This window comes from Streptomyces polygonati, from assembly GCF_042650325.1.
Taxonomy (GTDB): Bacteria; Actinomycetota; Actinomycetes; order Streptomycetales; family Streptomycetaceae; genus Actinacidiphila; species Actinacidiphila polygonati.
In genome coordinates this window covers 58,440-75,100 of sequence record NZ_JBHSBB010000029.1, presented here as the reverse complement: position 1 = coordinate 75,100, position 16,661 = coordinate 58,440, and the positions used below count along the sequence as shown (strand labels likewise).

19 protein-coding genes are annotated in these 16,661 nt (G+C 70.0%); 12 read left to right on the top strand and 7 right to left on the bottom strand.

What is annotated here, in order from left to right; translation table 11 throughout:
- Positions 1 to 4 precede the first annotated feature (4 nt).
- Positions 5 to 1,849 (top strand): DrmB family protein, encoded by a 1,845-nt coding sequence (gene drmB / locus ACFO3J_RS30325; RefSeq protein ID WP_386436196.1) that lies wholly within the window; start codon positions 5 to 7, stop codon positions 1,847 to 1,849.
- On the opposite strand, the gene ACFO3J_RS30320 is transcribed toward drmB, so the two are convergent.
- Positions 1,757 to 2,191, bottom strand: a complete 435-nt coding sequence (locus ACFO3J_RS30320; protein ID WP_386436412.1) for an ATP-binding protein — start codon at positions 2,189 to 2,191, stop codon at positions 1,757 to 1,759. The genes drmB and ACFO3J_RS30320 overlap by 93 nt on opposite strands.
- Here ACFO3J_RS30320 and ACFO3J_RS30315 point away from each other — a divergent pair.
- The gene (locus ACFO3J_RS30315; RefSeq protein ID WP_386436193.1) at positions 2,138 to 2,950 is read left to right on the top strand and encodes a hypothetical protein; all 813 of its coding nucleotides are present in this window, start codon (positions 2,138 to 2,140) and stop codon (positions 2,948 to 2,950) included. The two genes, ACFO3J_RS30320 and ACFO3J_RS30315, sit on opposite strands and share 54 nt — an antisense overlap.
- A 73-nt stretch (positions 2,951 to 3,023) precedes the next feature.
- On the opposite strand, the gene ACFO3J_RS30310 is transcribed toward ACFO3J_RS30315, so the two are convergent.
- Together ACFO3J_RS30310 and ACFO3J_RS30305 are read right to left on the bottom strand one after the other, a co-directional pair.
- Complete coding sequence (locus ACFO3J_RS30310) at positions 3,024 to 3,641, bottom strand: ATP-binding protein (protein ID WP_386436190.1); 618 nt, start codon at positions 3,639 to 3,641, stop codon at positions 3,024 to 3,026.
- Positions 3,638 to 4,471 carry an ATP-binding protein gene (locus ACFO3J_RS30305; protein WP_386436187.1) on the bottom strand — a complete coding sequence of 278 codons (834 nt, stop codon included), beginning with the start codon at positions 4,469 to 4,471 and terminating at the stop codon, positions 3,638 to 3,640. The genes ACFO3J_RS30310 and ACFO3J_RS30305 overlap by 4 nt, the downstream gene beginning before the upstream one ends.
- A gap of 211 nt (positions 4,472 to 4,682) precedes the next feature.
- On the opposite strand from ACFO3J_RS30305, the gene ACFO3J_RS30300 reads away from it, so the two are divergent.
- Positions 4,683 to 5,543, top strand: coding sequence for a helix-turn-helix domain-containing protein (locus ACFO3J_RS30300; protein WP_386436184.1), 861 nt, complete (start codon positions 4,683 to 4,685; stop codon positions 5,541 to 5,543).
- Positions 5,544 to 5,546: 3 nt separating this feature from the next.
- Positions 5,547 to 5,774: a DUF397 domain-containing protein gene (locus ACFO3J_RS30295; RefSeq protein ID WP_386436181.1), complete on the top strand. Its 228-nt coding sequence runs from the start codon at positions 5,547 to 5,549 to the stop codon at positions 5,772 to 5,774.
- A gap of 82 nt (positions 5,775 to 5,856) precedes the next feature.
- Here the strand turns inward: ACFO3J_RS30295 and ACFO3J_RS30290 are convergent, their stop codons facing one another.
- Entirely contained in the window at positions 5,857 to 6,909 is a 1,053-nt protein-coding gene (locus tag ACFO3J_RS30290) for an NAD-dependent epimerase/dehydratase family protein (RefSeq protein ID WP_386436178.1), read from the bottom strand.
- Between the two features lie 149 nt (positions 6,910 to 7,058).
- On the opposite strand from ACFO3J_RS30290, the gene ACFO3J_RS30285 reads away from it, so the two are divergent.
- The 3 genes from ACFO3J_RS30285 to ACFO3J_RS30275 all read left to right on the top strand — a co-directional run bounded on the left by ACFO3J_RS30285 (position 7,059) and on the right by ACFO3J_RS30275 (position 9,753).
- Positions 7,059 to 7,535: an NUDIX hydrolase gene (locus ACFO3J_RS30285; protein ID WP_386436175.1), complete on the top strand. Its 477-nt coding sequence runs from the start codon at positions 7,059 to 7,061 to the stop codon at positions 7,533 to 7,535.
- Positions 7,536 to 7,714: 179 nt separating this feature from the next.
- Positions 7,715 to 7,960, top strand: coding sequence for a hypothetical protein (locus ACFO3J_RS30280; RefSeq protein WP_386436172.1), 246 nt, complete (start codon positions 7,715 to 7,717; stop codon positions 7,958 to 7,960).
- A gap of 386 nt (positions 7,961 to 8,346) precedes the next feature.
- On the top strand, positions 8,347 to 9,753 hold the full coding sequence (locus ACFO3J_RS30275; RefSeq protein ID WP_386436169.1) for an amidase: 1,407 nt from the start codon (positions 8,347 to 8,349) through the stop codon (positions 9,751 to 9,753).
- Positions 9,754 to 9,933: 180 nt separating this feature from the next.
- Here ACFO3J_RS30275 and ACFO3J_RS30270 read toward each other — a convergent pair whose 3' ends face one another.
- Positions 9,934 to 10,290, bottom strand: coding sequence for a DoxX family protein (locus ACFO3J_RS30270; RefSeq protein WP_386436167.1), 357 nt, complete (start codon positions 10,288 to 10,290; stop codon positions 9,934 to 9,936).
- 254 nt (positions 10,291 to 10,544) lie between these two features.
- Here ACFO3J_RS30270 and ACFO3J_RS30265 point away from each other — a divergent pair, with 254 nt between their 5' ends.
- Positions 10,545 to 11,333, top strand: a complete 789-nt coding sequence (locus tag ACFO3J_RS30265; RefSeq protein ID WP_386436164.1) for a class I SAM-dependent methyltransferase — start codon at positions 10,545 to 10,547, stop codon at positions 11,331 to 11,333.
- A gap of 76 nt (positions 11,334 to 11,409) precedes the next feature.
- On the opposite strand, the gene ACFO3J_RS30260 is transcribed toward ACFO3J_RS30265, so the two are convergent.
- Together ACFO3J_RS30260 and ACFO3J_RS30255 are read right to left on the bottom strand one after the other, a co-directional pair.
- Positions 11,410 to 12,132: a type 1 glutamine amidotransferase domain-containing protein gene (locus tag ACFO3J_RS30260; RefSeq protein ID WP_386436162.1), complete on the bottom strand. Its 723-nt coding sequence runs from the start codon at positions 12,130 to 12,132 to the stop codon at positions 11,410 to 11,412.
- 263 nt (positions 12,133 to 12,395) lie between these two features.
- Positions 12,396 to 12,956 carry a MarR family winged helix-turn-helix transcriptional regulator gene (locus ACFO3J_RS30255; RefSeq protein ID WP_386436159.1) on the bottom strand — a complete coding sequence of 187 codons (561 nt, stop codon included), beginning with the start codon at positions 12,954 to 12,956 and terminating at the stop codon, positions 12,396 to 12,398.
- A gap of 284 nt (positions 12,957 to 13,240) precedes the next feature.
- Between ACFO3J_RS30255 and ACFO3J_RS30250 the strand changes: the two genes are divergently transcribed.
- The 4 genes from ACFO3J_RS30250 (at position 13,241) to ACFO3J_RS30235 (ending at position 16,658) form a co-directional block, all read left to right on the top strand.
- Positions 13,241 to 13,945: a hypothetical protein gene (locus ACFO3J_RS30250; protein ID WP_386436157.1), complete on the top strand. Its 705-nt coding sequence runs from the start codon at positions 13,241 to 13,243 to the stop codon at positions 13,943 to 13,945.
- Between the two features lie 415 nt (positions 13,946 to 14,360).
- Positions 14,361 to 15,197: an alpha/beta fold hydrolase gene (locus ACFO3J_RS30245; RefSeq protein WP_386436154.1), complete on the top strand. Its 837-nt coding sequence runs from the start codon at positions 14,361 to 14,363 to the stop codon at positions 15,195 to 15,197.
- Positions 15,198 to 15,219: 22 nt separating this feature from the next.
- A complete protein-coding gene (locus ACFO3J_RS30240; RefSeq protein ID WP_386436409.1) occupies positions 15,220 to 15,753 on the top strand; it encodes a TetR/AcrR family transcriptional regulator in 534 nt (177 codons plus the stop codon).
- A 170-nt stretch (positions 15,754 to 15,923) separates the two neighbouring features.
- A complete protein-coding gene (locus tag ACFO3J_RS30235) occupies positions 15,924 to 16,658 on the top strand; it encodes a fibronectin type III domain-containing protein (RefSeq protein ID WP_386436152.1) in 735 nt (244 codons plus the stop codon).
- Positions 16,659 to 16,661: the final 3 nt, after the last annotated feature.

Sequence of the window (16,661 nt, the reverse complement as noted above, 5' to 3'; positions counted from 1 at the left end):
AAGCATGACCCCACCACCACCGCGCATGCGAGGTCGAGGCCGCATCTCCGCCCCGCTCCACACCGCCCGGCGGCTCGGCGAGATCCGACGCGCCCAACTCATCACCACCTACGGCGTGGGCGCCATGATCGCTGTTGAGAACGAATCCTTCCTCGTACGCGGCATCGATTCCTGGGACATCACCGAGGCACCCTTCGTCCTGGAGCCACGCTTGGCCGCGCAGCTCGGAGTCAAGGGCTTCCGGCTGCCTCCGGCTCCCGACCCGAGTCGGGCAACCGACGGCGTGCGTGCGTTCCGCTTTCCCACGATGTACTCCTGCCCCAACTGCCGGGCTCTGCAACCGTTCCGCCTGTTCAACTCGCCGGCCGGAAAAGCAGAGTGTTCTTCCTGTCAGGAGGACCTTGTACCCTCACGCTTCGTGATGGCCTGCGCGCACGGCCACCTGGAGGACTTTCCCTATTGGAAGTGGGTACACCGCGGTACTCAGCGAACCACGACGGGTTCTTGTGGCGGCGAGTTGCGGTTCCGTGCCGACGGCTCGACGGCGTCGCTGCGTGCCGTGCTCATCAGTTGCAGCTGCGGGGCGGACGAGGTCTCCATGGAGGGGTCCTTCCGACGTCAGGCGCTCAAGGATCTCGGCATCGGCTGCAGCGGCCGACGCCCGTGGCTCAAGAACGCGCCCGCCGAGGACTGCCAGGAGCTGCCGCGCACACTCCAACGAGGCTCGTCCTCGGTCTGGTTTCCCGTCATGCACTCGGCGCTGTCCATACCTCCGTGGAGCGAGGGGCTCACCAAACTCGTCGCCCCCCTTTACGAGAAGCTGAGGGAGAGATCCTCCGAGTTCGTCCGTGAGTACCTCGAGGTCGAGAAAATCCTCGTCCATCACCCCGAGTACAGCCCCGACCAGGTCCTCGACCTCTTCGAGCAGTTGCGCGCGGTGGAGAACGCCGCGGATACGTCCAGGCCCGACCAGGCAGCGGAGGGGTGGCGCGACAGGCTCTACCGGGACGAGTACAGCAGCCTCCGCGTACCCCACCCGGAACGCCATGACGCGATCGACCAGGAGTTCGTCTGCGAGCCCCCCGAGGAATCAGTTCACTCGCTGACCGCGTCACACGGGATCGAGCAGGTGATGCTGGTCAAGCGGCTGCGCGAGGTACGTGCCCTGCAAGCGTTCACTCGGGTGGAAGAGCCCAGCCCTGCGGACACGCCGGTCCGCAGAGCGCCGATCACCACCGGGAAACCTACCTGGCTGCCCGCGATCGAAGTGAGCGGCGAGGGCGTGTTCCTCCGCATCGACGGGGAACGACTCCGAACGTGGGAGGCGCAACCAGGCCCAGTGGCTCGCGCCCGTCGAATACGCGCGAACCACGAGAAGCTCCTGCGTGAGCGCGCGGGGGCATCGGGCAATCCTGTGCCCCCCTCCCCCGCCACCCCGCGCTATTTGCTGCTCCACGCCCTCGCACACGTATTGATCAACGAGTGGAGCCTGGACGGCGGTTATCCCTCGGCATCGATCCGTGAGCGTCTCTACGCGGACGACGACATGGCGGGCATCCTCATATACACCGCCACCAGCGACTCCGCCGGCAGCCTCGGCGGCATCGTTGCCCAGGGCGAACCGAGCCGTCTCGACAGGACCCTGCGCGCCGCTCTCCGACGGGCCGCGTGGTGCTCGAACGACCCCTTGTGCATGGAGTCCGAGGCGAGCGGGGCCGACAGTCTCAACTTGGCCGCGTGCCACGCCTGCGTCCTGCTACCGGAGACCAGCTGCGAGAACAACAACATCCTGCTCGACCGCGCCACTCTCGTCGGCACTCCGGACGGTTTGGTGCCGGGATTTTTCTGAGTCAGGGGAGGACTGCTGATCGCCGACGTTGCGGCATCCCCTCATGCCAGCGCGATGACGCACCAGACGACTTTGCCGCCCGTCGGCGGGCGGGTAGGATCCCCACTCCTTCGAGATGGCCTGGACGATGTACAGTCCCCGGCCACCCTCGGAGGCATCGGCGAGCTCGTCGGAAATCAATGACAGGCGATCGCTCGCGTCTGCCACTTCCACGATCAGCCGTGCGCACTCCATGCGCAGGGTGAGGACTACGCGGGTCAAGGGCGACTCGGGAAACGTATCGGTGACGTGCCGGACGGCGTCGGACACCAGTTCGCTGACGGCCAGCTCGGTTGTGTCAATGCGCTCGTCGTCGACCCGCCAGGCGCGCAGTGCGTCGCGGGCGTGGCGCCGAGCCCAGCTCTGACCTACTCGCTGAACGGGAAACGAGGAACGGAAATCATACGCCTGACTTTCGGTCGCGTTGTGCCGGTCGCTGCGTCTCTCGGGGCGGGTTTGCTGCTTGGCCTGGTGGGCCCCGTTACCGGGGAATGGGACAATCCCGTTTGCGCCGCCCTGAGCATTATTTTTTCCAGTGGCTGGCCTTGGGCGGGTTATGCATTCCTGGTGGGATATTTCCGGTCGTCCAAAATCGAATCAGTGCTGCTGTCGTCGTTAGGATTGACTATCGGCGTGGTCGCCTACTATCTCTTCAAGGATATGAATCCCACCATTCCGGCTGGAATGGAATCTGCTACCTCCGTTCCAGCTGGAATGGAAGCCGGCGCCTCCAGCGAGGGGAAGATTCTCGTATGGGGGACAGCGGCGCTCGTGTTGGGTGCGCCTGTGGGACTCGTGGGGAACGTAGCGCGAACACCCGGAGTAGGCGGTCTCCTGTTCCGCCTGCTGATTCCATTGATCGCCTTCTTCGAGGCCACTCAGCGATTGAGCACCGAGGCTGACAGGCAAGGCATGACGTTCTCCATGACCTGGAACGCCACGCGTGTTGCTGCAATCGTTTCCGCTGTCGCTCTCGTCGGGCACACAGCATGGAGCTGGCGCACCCGGCGGAGCCGAACCGAGGAGCGGGCGGAAGCTGGCGTGTCAGGGAGGCACCTCTGAACACCGCGACAGCGGACGGCCCACCGGGCACCGGCCCCGTCGAAGCCCGGGCGGCTGAGCGCGTTGCCGTTGCTCAGACGGCTACCGCCTCCGGATCGCGCCGGACCGGGAGGCGGAGGCCGTCGAGGAGGCGCTGCATCAGGGCCAGGTCGGACAGGTGCAGGATTCCGCCGGGCACGGGGCCGAGGGTGCCGGGGGCGGACTTCGGGAGGCTGGTCGCCAGGGCCGAGGGTCTCACCGGGTCGGTCAGGGACAGCTGGGCCCAGACGATTTTGCCGCCGACCTCGGGATGGTAGGTGTCCCAGCAACTGGCCAGCGCGTCCACGAGGAAGAGTCCCCGGCCGCCCTCGGCGGTGAGGCTCTGCTCCGGGATGACCGGGGCTCCGTCGCCGCGGTCCCAGACCTCGACGAACAGGCTGTCGTCCTGGAGGCGGAGCTGCACGCCGATGAGGTGATCGGCCCTGATGTCACGGGGGTTGGGGGCCTCGGCGGCGGCGCCGGTCGTGCCGGTGCTCTTGACCGCGTTGGTCACCAGCTCCGAGGCCACCAACTCGGCGGCGTCCGCGGATCCGTCGAGTTGCCAGGTGCTCAGCGTCTGCCGGATGAAGGCCCGCGACACGGCGACGGCGGTGAGCACCGCGGCCAGGCGGATGCCGGCGACGGCGAGGTGCCGCGGCAGTTGGGTGGTCATCGGCCCGCCTCCGCCTCGTGAATGGCGGCAGCGGCGTTCCGTACGACATGAGCCGAGATCTGCTCGCGCAGCACGCGGCTGGTACCGAAGTGGGCGAAGGACGGCACGACCACCGCGCGGGTCTGCGTGCGGTTGCATTCCTCGATCAGGGCGCTGAGTTCGCGGGTGCTGCCCTCGTCGCTCTCGGCGTAGATGGCCAGCAGCTGGTATCCCTCGGCCTTGGCCCAGTGGGACAGCTGCTGCTCCTCCGCGCGGATCTGTTCGTCCGGCGTGCCGTCGTACGCACGCATGTAGCCGTAGATCGGTTGTGCCATGTGCGCTTCCCTGTCGGTCTCTGTGGTGCATGACGGTTGTGCGCGGGACTGCGGACCCGCCGGGCCGGACAGCAACCGGATCTCGAACCAGACGCTCTTGCCGATGACGCGGGGGATCACGCCCCAGCGGTCGGTCAGGGCGGCGACCGTACGAAGACCGCGGCCGTTCTCCGCCTCCGGCGAGGGCCGGCGGGTGGTCTTCGGCATGCCGGTCGCCCAGTCGCGGACCTCCACCCGAAGTACCTGACGTACCGGCTGCACCCGCTCGACCCGATCTACCCGCTCGACCCGCAGCCGTACGTCCTCGTCGAGCCGGTACGTCACCAGGACGCGGCTGCCTCGCGGCGCGCGCCCGTGGACGACCGCGTTGGTGACCAGCTCGGAGATCACCGACGCCAAGATGTCGGCGACTTCGGGCAGCCCCCACTCGGCGGCCAGCCGGCGCGCGTCCCTGCGAGCGACGCCGACGGACGGTCGGTACCGCCGGTAGGTCCGCTCTGTCGTACGGACAACCACACTTGCCCCCTAGGCACGTATGTGGGTAGCAATGTCCGGACCGCATGGCTGCTCACCGTGGGTCGTTCATCACCACTGTGTGAGTAGCATGCCCCGAAGACTCCACGTAGTGTCAAGTACACACTTCGTGTTGGTTGTACGGGCTGTTGCTGACGTCTGACGAGACCTGCACACTTGACCTGCGAGAAGAACGAGGGGGAACGTCGCCACCATGCCCATCAACAGCAACCCGACGATCCGTCAGCGGCGCCTGGCCAGGCGTCTTCGCGAGCTGCGGACGGCTGCGGGGCTGACCCACGTCGGTGCTTCCGAGGTGCTGGGCTCGGACAAGTCCAAGATCGGGCGTATCGAGAACGCCCAGTCCGGGATCAGGCTGCCGGACCTCCGGGCGCTGCTGGACGCCTATGGTGTGAGCGATCCGGCCGCGCGGAGCGAGATCGAGCTGCTCGCCCGCGAGTCCAAGCAAAAGGGCTGGTGGTCGCGGTACGCCAACGCCGTCGACTCGGCCTATGCCGCTTATGTTGCTGTCGAGTCGGACGCGAGCGAGCTGTACAACGTTCAGACCAGCCTCATTCCGGGCCTTCTGCAAACGCCCGAATACACCAGCGCCCTCATCGAGTTGCAAGCGCCCGAAGCCAGCGCGGAGCAGGTGGAAGTACAGGTCAAGGTGCGAGCTGAGCGCCGGAAGATCCTCACGCGCGAGAATCCGCTGCAGCTGTGGGTGATCGTGTCGGAGAGTGTGCTGTACCACCGCGTCGGGTCACGCGAGGTGATGAAAGCCCAGCTCGAAGCCCTGGTGGAGGACAGCAGGCAGGCGAACGTACAGCTTCAGGTGCTGCCGCGCGAAGACCCCATGAACGCCTGCCTCTTCGGGCCCTTCGTCATCATGAGCTTTCCGGCCTCGGCGGAGACCGACATCGTCTATACCGAGTCACCGACCAGCACCCTTTATTACGAAGAGCGGGTCGACGTGGAGACCTATACGACCCTCTTCCGTCGCCTCAATATGGCCGCCGCCAATGTCAGCTCGTCACGGGCGCTCATCCTGGACGCCATCAAGGGAATGGAATAGACGATGAAGCCGTACATCGAGATCTCTTCGGCCGCGGGGCTGGAGTGGGTGAAGTCTTCGTACTCCGGGAACAACGGAGACTGCGTCGAGGTGGCCGAGCTACCGACGGGTGGTCGCGCCGTGCGCGACAGCAAGAACCCGGGCGGGCCGGCGCTGACCTTCACCGTCGAGGAGTGGAACGCCTTCGCGGCTGATGTGGCCGGCGGGGGGCTGGGGTTCGGGCGGTCCTGACGGGCTCCCGCGCACGCGAGGACGGCCCGGTCCGGGAGGACCGGGCGTTCCCGCTCCTGGCGCGGATCTCATCGAGGAATGCTCAGAACGGCCCGTCCCCCGCGAGGAACTTGTCCTCCGCCGCGTAGTCGAAGAACCGGGTGAAGTACGGGTCGTCCGCCTTCGGCAGGATCCCCGCCGGGTCGCCGGTCCTGGCGGCGTCGGCGAGCCAGTCGATCTCGGCGGCGACTGTAGCCGCGTAGTCCCCGGCGGGCCGGTATCCGAGGTCTTCGGCGGCGGAGGTGTCGAGGACGACAGGGTGCGGTGAGTCCCAGGGGGTCTGCCCGAGCGAGTCCGACGCCGAGGCCGAGGCCGTCTCGTCGAGAAGGACCTCGTCCCACGCGTGCTTGAGGTGCCGGGCGATGATCCGCGAGATCTCCAGCGCGCTCGGCGCGTCGGGGTCAGCGCAGTTGAGGATGCGAGCCCCGGGCGTGCCCGCCGCCGTTTCGATGAGGGCGGCGATGTTGGCCGCGGCTGTCGGGTGCACGATCCCGGTACCTCGGTGGGCAAGCAGCACAGCACCGCGCCGGTCCAAGGCCCGCTTCACGAAGACCCATTCCCTGGCGGGAGCCGCGCCCACACCGTGGACGCGTGAAGGACGCACCACGGTGATCGGCAGACCGCTGTCCAGGGCGACCTGCTCGGCGGCGACCTTGTTGGGGCCGTAGCCCTCCCGGGATCGGTAGTCCATGTCACCGGGGGCCAGCGTGGGCTGGGTCTCGGGGACAGGGCCGTCGAAGCGGGGCGGGACATCGGAGTTGGAGTGGTTGCCGTCGGCGTCGACGTACACGGCTCGACTGGAGATCAGCACCGTGGAGGTGGAGGTCTTGGCCAACGGGACCACGAGCCGGGCATCGGCGGCGGTGTAGCAGATGCAGTCGACCAGCAGGTCCGTACCGTCCCCCAGAGCGGCCCGGAGCTGATCGGCGTCAGCCCGGTCTGCCGCGAGGAAACGGGCCCCAGCGGCAGCGATCTCGGATGGCAGATGGGCGGGATTCCGTCCGGTGACGTCCACTTGCCACCCTGCGGCCAGCAGCCGCCGGGCGGCGGCGCGACCGACGAGGCCGGTACCGCCAAGAATCAATGCGCGAGGCATAGTTCGATCCAACGCACGGGTCGCGCCCGGAGATCCTCCCGGCCGGTGTCCTGTGCCATCGAATCTTGACCGTTTGCCACTGAACCTTTACCGGCCGGAGCGCGGGGGCGGAGAGCTTCTCGTGGACTCATACGGGGAAGCATCCGATCGTGGCCCACCCCGCAGATGAACCGCTTGCAGCAGATGGTCGTGGCAACTCTTTGATCTCGTTCGTGCAGGGCAGTGAGGCAGTGCCGCCGCAGGATGCCCCGCTGCCGGCGGCGCTGGTGGCCTTGTGGCGAGCTGGTCGGGTCCTCATGGTCTTCGATCGGTACCGTCAGTCTTGGGAGCTGGCAGGGGGGAGCATCGAAGAGGGCGAAACCCCCCGCCAGGCGGCCGCGCGTGAGCTGCTGGAGGAGAGCGGGCAGCGGCCTGACAAACGGTTGCGGTTCGTCGGCTACGCGCGGTTCGAGCTGGCGCCTGACCGGCGAGCCGAGTATCTCGCCCTGTACGCAGGATCCTGCGCACAGATCCGCGCCTTCGAGCCCACCGAGGAGATTTCGGCCATCCACTGGTGGGACCTCGTCGAACCCCTCCCAGGGTATGTGCAGCCCTTGGACGCCTACCTCGCCGAGCTGACCCGGTAGCCCAGCAGCCAACGCCCCCACGCTCCGGTCGGTCGAACTTCAGTGACAAACGGTCAGGGTTCAGTGACACCGGACAGCCGGCCCACGGGGTTACCGGACGCCTGGCCTCGTAACGGGTCATGGACCCCTGATACGGGGAACCGTGGCAGCGGTCGCCGAGGGCGGACAGGATCGTGCGCATGAAGCTTCTGGTGCTGGGCGGGACATGGTTCCTGGGCAAGGCCGTTGCCGAGGGGGCGATCGCTCGGGGCTGGACCGTGTCCGCCTTCAACAGGGGCAGGTCGGGGGTCGCCGTCCACGGTGTGCGGGAAATCCATTGGGCGTGGTTACGTGCGGGGGGCGTGCCGGGGGAGCATCCGCGCTGGCTGGAGCACGGCATCGCGCCTGAGAGGGAGAGCGAGATCCCCGCGCGGCTGACGGAATGAGAGCGGCGCCCGGCGTCCGGCGGAGGGTCGCCGGGGCCGGGCCGAAGTGGTGAACCCGCGGGGCAGTCGGGTGGACGTGCGGCGGCGCTCCCGTCGAGTGCGTGCGGGAACGGATATGAGTGGAGCCGTACCAGCCGATGCGGGTCTGGAGGGGTGTCCCGGTGCCTGCGTCACCACCGCTCACGGCTCAGCCCGCAGCGCGCGTCCGTCCGCCCCTTGCCGCTCGCCGCGTCCGCCCTCACTGCCGTCGCCGTCGGGGACGCGCTTCCGCGCAGAGGTGCGGTGGACGCCGCGTCGCCCGCGTCGGTCCCGGACCCCCGACAGCGCCGCCAGCCCCCTCGTGTCGATGACAGCCATGGGTGGCAGAGCCGAAGAAAGGAACGATCATGACCACTGACCTCACCCACGGTGACGCGACCGAGCTCGCCGAGCTGATCCGTACCGGGAAGGTGTCGTCCGTCGAGGTGGTGCAGGCGCACCTCGACCGTATCGAGGCCATGAATCCGCGGCTCAACGCCATCGTCACGCTCGTCGACGGCTCGCTGGACGCGGCCCGGGCGGCGGACGAGGAGCTCGCGGCGGGCGGGGACGTGGGGCCGCTCCACGGGGTGCCCTTCACCGTCAAGGACTCGTTCGACACCGCCGGAGTGCTCACCCAGCGCGGTTCGCCGATCTTCGCGGGGCGCGTCCCGGACACGGACGCCACCGCCGTGGCACGTATCAAGCGGGCCGGCGCGGTCCTGCTGGCGAAGACCAACCTCCCGGAGTTCTCGTACTGGATCGAGACCGACAACCTCCTGACGGGCCGGACGAACAACCCCTGGAACCCCGACCGCTCGCCGGGCGGTTCGAGCGGCGGGGAGTCCGCGGCGATCGCGGTCGGGATGTCGCCGCTCGGACTCGCGAGCGACCTGTCCATCTCGCTGCGCGGGCCGGCCGCCGACACCGGTGTCATGGCGCTCAAGCCGACGCGCGGGCGCGTCCCGATGACGGGGATCTGGCCACGGGAACCCCGCCGCGACTGGCACGCCGGTCCCATCGCCCGCACCGTCCGCGACCTCGCCCTCGCGTACGGCCTGCTGGCCGGTCCCGACGGCGCCGACGGGCTCGCCACCGCCCCGCGCGAGTTCGACAACGGGCTGGGCGCCTCCCCGGACCGGCCGGTGCGGGTGGGCTGGCTGGTCGACTCCGGACTCGGCCCGACCGACGCGGAGGTCGCGGCGACGGTGCGGGCGGCCGCCGACGCCCTGCGGACAGCGGGAGCCCAGGTCGACGCCGTGAGCATCCCCGCTCTTGAGCGGGACAACCCGCTCGACCTCTGGAACAAGCTGAGCCTGATGGAGGTGAAGCCGGCCTTCCGGGAGGTCACCGAGGGGCATGAGGACCAGATGTTCAGCTACTCCAAGGCTGTGGCCGCCATCCCCGACACATCGGTGGCGGACTACGTCCGGGCCGAACAGGGCGTCGGGCGGCTCCGGGACGGTTTCGCGGAGTACTTCCACCAGTACGACATCCTGCTGCTGCCGGTGACCACGATCCCCGCGCACCAGCACCAGCTCCAGGAGTTCACCATCGATGGCCGGACGGTGGGCGCCTTCCACGTGTCGTCGACGACCGTCCCGTTCAACCTGACGGGGCTGCCGGCCCTGTCGATGCGGTTCGGCACGAGCGGCGACGGCATGCCGATCGGTGTGCAGCTGGTGGCCACCTGGCACGCGGAGTCGACCATCCTGCACATCGCCGGCCTGCTGGAGACGCTCAGCCCGGTCCGCGACCAGTGGCCCTCCCTCTGAACGCCTCTGAACGCACGGCCGGCCTCCCGCACCGACGCGGGGCGGTCGGCCGGCCCCCGCCCGGCGGTGTCCCGGTTCGGGAGTGCCCTGCCTACCCCGCCACGACCAGGAGCCCGTCGTCCCCGGGCAGGTGGCCTGATCCCCGGGCCCGTCCACCGGCGCGGGATGCCCGGCCCCGGGTCACCAGGGGCCGTGGTCGGCCAGGCCCAGAATCAGGGCGGCGGCCGCGGTGGCGAGGAAGACGATGCCGCCGGCGATGTTGCGGGAGCCCACCCGCAGGTGGGCGATGATCGCGCCGACGAAGTACAGCACCAGGCCGGAGGCGGCGAGAGTGCCGAGGAGCGGTACGGCGAGCCCGGCCAGCAGTCCCAGGGTGCCCGCTGCCAGCAGCATGCCCAGCACCGGGACCCACTTGCGGGCTATGCCCTTCATGTCGGCCTGCGTCTTGGGGTATTCGTGGCCGATCAGGTAGGTGACGGCGGCGGCACCGTTGAAGACCGTGCCGAGGATGGTGACCGTGACGTAGGCGGCGAACACGATGTCTCCGTTTCCGTGGGGAACAGTGCTGCTGGGCCCGTCCGTTGCGCGACGGGCTTCCCCTGGACGACGGGACGGCGGCCCGAGGTGTGACATCGGTCGGCAACCGGGCCTGCCGGTGGTCGCCTTGGACGGGTGCCTCGTACGGCTGCCGTCTCCAGCAAGCGGCGGTAGGGAAGTTGAAGCCCGGTCGCGGAGGGTTCGCGTCGTGCGGCGGGGTGGTCAGCCGTCGGCAGCACCGATACGGTCACCGGGTGGATCAGGACCAACGGCTCCTTCACGCCTCGTCGTTCGGCGCGGCGGCGGGCGCGTACGCCGAGCACCGCCCGGACTACGCGCAGGCCGCGGTGCGCTGGGCGCTGGAGCCCGCGCCCGGGCCGCGCGTGCTCGACCTCGGCGCCGGGACCGGCAAGCTGACCGCCACCCTGGGCGCGTTGGGCGCACTGGGCGCCGAAGTCATCGCGGTCGAGCCCGACGTGGCGATGCTGACCGAGCTGCGCCGCTCGCTGCCGGCCGTCCGCGCCCTGCGGGGCAGCGCGGAGGCGATCCCGCTGCCGGACGGGTCCGTCGACGCCGTGCTGGCCGGCAACGCGATGCACTGGTTCGACATGGCCGTCGCGGGACCCGAGATCGCCCGGGTCCTGGCGCCCGGCGGCGTCCTGGCCGGCCTGTGGAACCTCATGGACGACCGGGTCGAGTGGGTCGCCGGACTCGCCCGGGCCGGCGGGAGCGCGGCCGTCGGCCCGCGTGACACGCCCGCCAGCTGGCGCGCCGAGACGGCCGCCATGCACCTTCCGAAGACCGGCGCGGCCGCGCGGTTCGGCTCGCCGGAACACGGCGAGTTCCCGCACGGCCAGCGCCGTACCGCCGACACCCTCGTCGCGACCATCGCGACGCGCGCCGGGGTGCTGGTCATGCCGGAACGGGAACGGGAAGCCACGCTGGGCCGGATCCGCGCCTTCCTCGCGAGCAGACCGGAGACCGCCGGCGGCGAGTTCACCCTCCCGATGCTGACCGGTGTGCTGCGCGTCCGGCGGCTGTGAGACGTCAGGCCGGCCCCGGCGGATCACCGCCACCGTAGCCAGGGGGCGTTGGTCGGATCACCGATCCGGCGGCGGGTTACGCCGACCCGACGCGGGCGGCCAGTTCCTTGAGCAGGGCGTTGGCCGCCGCTTCGCCGGAAGCCGGGTTCTGGCCGGTGACGAGATTGCCGTCGACGACCACGTACGACGACCAGGCGGGTCCGGATTCGAAGTGGGCGCCCGCACCGCGCAGGCGTTCCTCCAGCAGCCAGGTGGCGTTGGCCGAGAGGCCGACCTGCTCCTCCTCGGCGTCGGTGAAGGCGGTGAGCCGGCGCCCCTTGAAGAGCCAGCTGCCGTCCTCCTGCCCGGCGGCCATGAAGCTCGCCGGGCCGTGGCACAGGGAGGCGACGACCTTGGCCGGGTCGTTCAGCATCGCCCGCAGGACGCGGCCGATGTCCGCGTTGACGGCGAGATCCTGCATCGGGCCATGGCCGCCGGGGATGAGGACGGCGTCGTAATCCTGCGGGTCGACGTCCTCCAGGCGCACCGGCGAGGCCAGCAGGTCCTTCGCCGACTCCAGGTAGGCGCGCAGCCGGGCGACCTTCTCGGTGTCGCCGCCGTTGGCGGACACGGACAGGCCGAGCTCGTCGGCGCGGGCCGGCAGGCCGCCCGGGGTGGCGATGGTGATGTCGACTCCCGCCTCGACGAGAGTGCGGTGCGGTACGACGAATTCCTCGGCCCAGAATCCGGTCGGGCGCTGGGTGCCGTCCTTCTGGCTCCAGAATTTCGCCGAGGTCAGCACCATGAGTACGGATGACATGAATATCTCCTGCCGTGCGGGCTCCGAATGCGAGCCTATATAAATGCCGATATGCGGGAGGGGCCCGGCTCACCGGAATCGCGGCTCACCGGAATGCGGTTGCCCGCGATGCGCCGATCCGGGCCGGTCGGCGGACGGCCACATCGAGGCGGCACGGTCGGCCGCCCCTCTTCGAGGGTACACCTTCCATGGAAGGTAGCTTCCATGGAAGGTGTATATTCCGGGTCGAGCCTGGGAGGGCACGCGGGAGCGGTCGTGACAGGTCAGAGATCCGCGTCGGAGCCGGCGCCGGAGCCCGACTCCTCGACCAGCCGCTGGAGCCGGGTCAGCATGCCGAGATACGCCTCGATCTCCTGCTGGTCGAGCTGTTCGAGCCCGCTGTAACGGGAGGAGCAGATCTCCCGCATCGCCGCGTCGGCGATCTCCTTGCCCGGGGGCTCCAGCCGGACCAGCAGGCCGCGCAGGACATCCGGATCGGGCACCCGGGTCACCAGCCCGATCTCCACGAGCCGGTCGATCTGCTTGCTGACCGCACCCGAGGTGATCAGCAGCTGACGGAACAGCTCGGTCGGGCTCACCGCGTATTTCGGCGCCGACCGCCCGAGCACCAGCAGAATCCGCATCTCGCCGGGCCCGAGGTTGTACGCGCGGGTGAGCTTGACGAACGCGCGCTCGAAGTGACGGGCCACCCGCTGCACGGCGGAGCCGATCAGGAACGGGGAGACGTCCAGCCCGTCCAGCTCGGCGGACCAGGCCGCCGCCACACGCCGCGGGTCGGGCGCCTGGAAGCGCGAGCCCCCCGGCACCTCAGAGGTCGGGGACAAGACTTCCGCCTTTCGACTCAGCTGGGCACTTCGTCATCGTATCGCTGGCCCCCGGACGCCGGCCGCGTCCTGTCCCGGGCAGTCCCCGCTGCGGGCTGCCGCGGGTGCGAATGCGGGCGAAAGAAGAACGGGGGCGAGAGTCCGAGGACGCCGACTTCCGTTACACAGCGCCTATTCGATGGGACAGAACCCGAACATTGACGCGATCGTTCCAGGATCGAGTCGGCCATAGCTTTAGCGGCGTCAGCAGGACACCACGGACCCCAGCATTCACGGAGACCTCGATGCGCTCGCTCCTCGCCACCCGCTCCGCCCGCCTCGTCCTGGCGGCCGTGGCCGCGGCCACCCTCACCGCCACCGTCACCGCCTGCGACCCGACGACCGGCGCCACGGACGCGGCGAGCCCCGCGGGCGCGTCGACGACGGCTTCCGCACCCGCTTCGGCACCCGCTTCCGCCGCCGCTTCGGCGCCCGCTTCGGGCGGCACCAGCGCCTCCCCCGCCGCGCCCGGAGCCGGAACAGGCTCCGGCGGCTCGTCCGACCCGACCATCGACGTCGACGCGGCCAAGCAGAACTACTACGCGAAGAACTGCGACACCAGCGACGTCACCTTCACGGTCAGCTCGCAGAGCCAGGCCGGCGGCTACTTCCTCGTCACCGCCAAGGCCAAGCCCGGCGTCATCTGCTATCTGGAGGGCAAGATCCCCGACGCGTCCTTCGGCTCCGCCGCCGACACCGTGGCGTCGAACACCGAGCAGGCCGTCACCGATTCCATCAAGCTCTCCGGCTCCACCGCCGCCTACGCCGGCATCAACCCCAAGAGCACCAACACCGACTACGGCGTGGAGTTCGGCCAGCTCATCGTCGCCGTCCTCGGCTCCGACGGCGACCCCGTCGAGCTCAAGCTCCCCCAGACCACCCTCGTCGACAAGCCCGTCACCACCAACTGGCACGCCAGCCGCGCGGACGCGGTCCCGTTCACCAGCTGACGCCCGGCGCGCGGCGGCCGTTCTACCCTCGGTCGCGGATCATCGACATCAGCGGCCCATGGGTCGCGGTGTCGGCGGGCGAATCCCCGCCACCCTTGTCGACGCGGGCGAGCCGCCGCCCGTACATGCCGCGCACCACTCCCGCGCCGGCCAGCGCGGCGGCCGTCGCGACCCCGGCCTCATCGAGCCCCGCTTACGAGTCGGTCACGCCGTACAACGTACGCGCGGCCGCCATCCCCTCCCGCCGCCGCCACGACGTCGCCGCTCCCACCCGCCCACGGGCCGGTGATCGCCAAGCGCGAGAGCCGCCTGGAGTTCGTTTGGCCGGGAGGGTTCCGGGACGGCCCCCCTTTGACAAGGTTGGTTAATGAGGTTAGCTTTTAGCTAACGCTGTTAGCCAAGTCTGGGAGATGCCATGACCGAGTACCTCGCCGTCGACGGCGGCACCATCGCTTACGAGGTGGCCGGGGACGGCCCGCTCGTCGTGCTCGCTCATGGGATGGGGGACAGCCGGGCCGCGTACCGTGGGGTGATTCCGGGGCTGGTGGGGGCGGGGTATCGGGTCGCCGCGGTCGATCTGCGGGGGTGCGGGGAGTCGAGTGTCGGGTGGGCGGACTTGAGCCGGAGTGCCATCGCCGGCGATCTGCTCGCGGTGATCCGGCGGCTGGGTGGGCCGGCCGTGGTCGTCGGGCACTCGATCTCCGGCGGGGCCGCCACCATCGCCGCGGCGCGGGAGCCGTCGCTGGTCAGCGCGGTGGTCGAACTGGCGCCGTTCACCCGCAAGCAGTCGGTCCGCCTCGGTGACCTGCGGGTGAAGCGCTTCCGGCAGGGCATGCTGCGGCTGGTGGGTACGGGTGTCCTCGGCAGTGTGCCGCTCTGGCGCTCGTACCTCGATGTGGCCTACCCCGGTGTGAAGCCCGCCCACTGGGACGAGCGGCTCGGGCGTGTCGAGTCGCTGCTGCGCGAACCCGGCCGGATGAAGGCCCTGCGGGGCATGGGCCGCAGCGCCCCGACCGACGCGGGCGCGCAGCTCGGCGGCGTGCGCTGCCCGGTCCTGGTGGTGATGGGCACGCTCGACCCCGACTGGGCCGACCCGCGGGCCGAGGGTTCGGCGATCGTGGACGCGCTGCCGTCCGGGCTCGGCCGCCTGGAGATGATCGAGGGCGCCGGGCACTACCCGCACGACCAGTTCCCCGACCAGGTGGTCTCCCTCGTGCTGGCGTTCCTCCGGTCGGACGCGGCTCGTGCCTAGGGCCGGACTGGACCCGGCGGCCGTGGTCGCGGCCGGCGCCGCGCTCGCCGACGAAGTCGGCCTGGCCAACCTGACGATGGGGCTGCTGGCCGAGCGGCTGGGCGTGCGGACCCCGTCCCTGTACAAGCACGTGGTGGGCCAGGACGACCTCAACCGGCGTATCGCGGCACTGGCGTTGAGCCAGGCCGCCGACGCGGTCGGCGGCGCGGTCCAGGGATACGCGGGCCGGGACGCCCTGGCCGCCGCGGCGCGCTCCTTCCGCGCCTTCGTCCTGGAGCACCCCGGCCGGTACGCGGCAACGATCGGCGTGGAACCGTCCGGCCCGGACGACCCGGTGGCCGCCGCCGGGCTGCGGCTGCTCGGCGCCTTCACCGCGGTGCTGCGCGGCTACCAGATCCCGGAGTCCGAGGTGGACCACGCGCTGCGCATGCTCCGCAGCCTCTGCCACGGCTTCGCCACCTTGCAGGCGGCCAACGGCTTCCAGTGGAGCGTCGACATCGACGAGAGCTTCGAGTGGCTGATCGCCTTCGCGGACCGGGGTCTGCGCGCTGTCTGACCAGCGTGCGGTCCGGGCCGGCCCAGGCCGGCCCGGCGCTCGCGGGCCGCTGCGGGGGGCCGGAGACCGGGCGTACGAGTCGTGCGCGTTGTGCGCGTCGTGCAACCAACTGCCGCGCCCGCGGGTCAAGTAGAGGTCAACAGCATTCGTGCCGAACTGGGGGAGACATCATGCGACGGTACGCGTATCTGGCGATGGGCGCGCTTGCGAGCGGCAGCCTCCTGCTCAGCTGGTGCGGCACGGCCGAGGCCGCGACCGCCCCAGTGATCAAGCCGGTCCGTTCGGTCCGGCCCCTGGACACCACCCCGCCCCCCGCCCCTGCCGGGCTCCAGACGACTGTCGACCCCGCCGCGCGCCAGGTGACCGTGAAATGGTCCGCGGTGACGGCGCCGGACCTCGCGGGATACCTCGTCTACCGGTCGGACACGACGCCGGTGGCGCTGGACCCGGCGCATCTGCGGAGTACGGCGACGCCCTTCAAATCGCTCCAGTTCTTCGACTACCCGCCGTTCACCGGAGCCACGTACTACTACGTCGTCGTGGCGGTGGACACCTCCGGCAACCGCTCGGCCTCGGCGCCTCTGGCCGTCACGACCATCGACCGCACCCCGCCGCCGGCGCCGACCGGCGTCACCGGCTCGATGGACCCGGTCGCCGGGACCTACACCCTGTCCTGGAACGCGCCGACCGACCCGGATACGGCCGGCTACCGGATCGCCTACTGCTCCTCTGGCTTCAACGACCCCTGCTTCGTGATCGCTTCGGATCCGGCACTACCCAGGACCCAGACCAGCCTGACCAGTCCGTGGCCGGCCGGCTACAAGGTGCTCTACCAGGAAGTCTGCGCGGAGGACACCCACTTCCTGCGCGCCTGCACCCAAGTGACGGTCCAGGCACCGCAGTAGTCG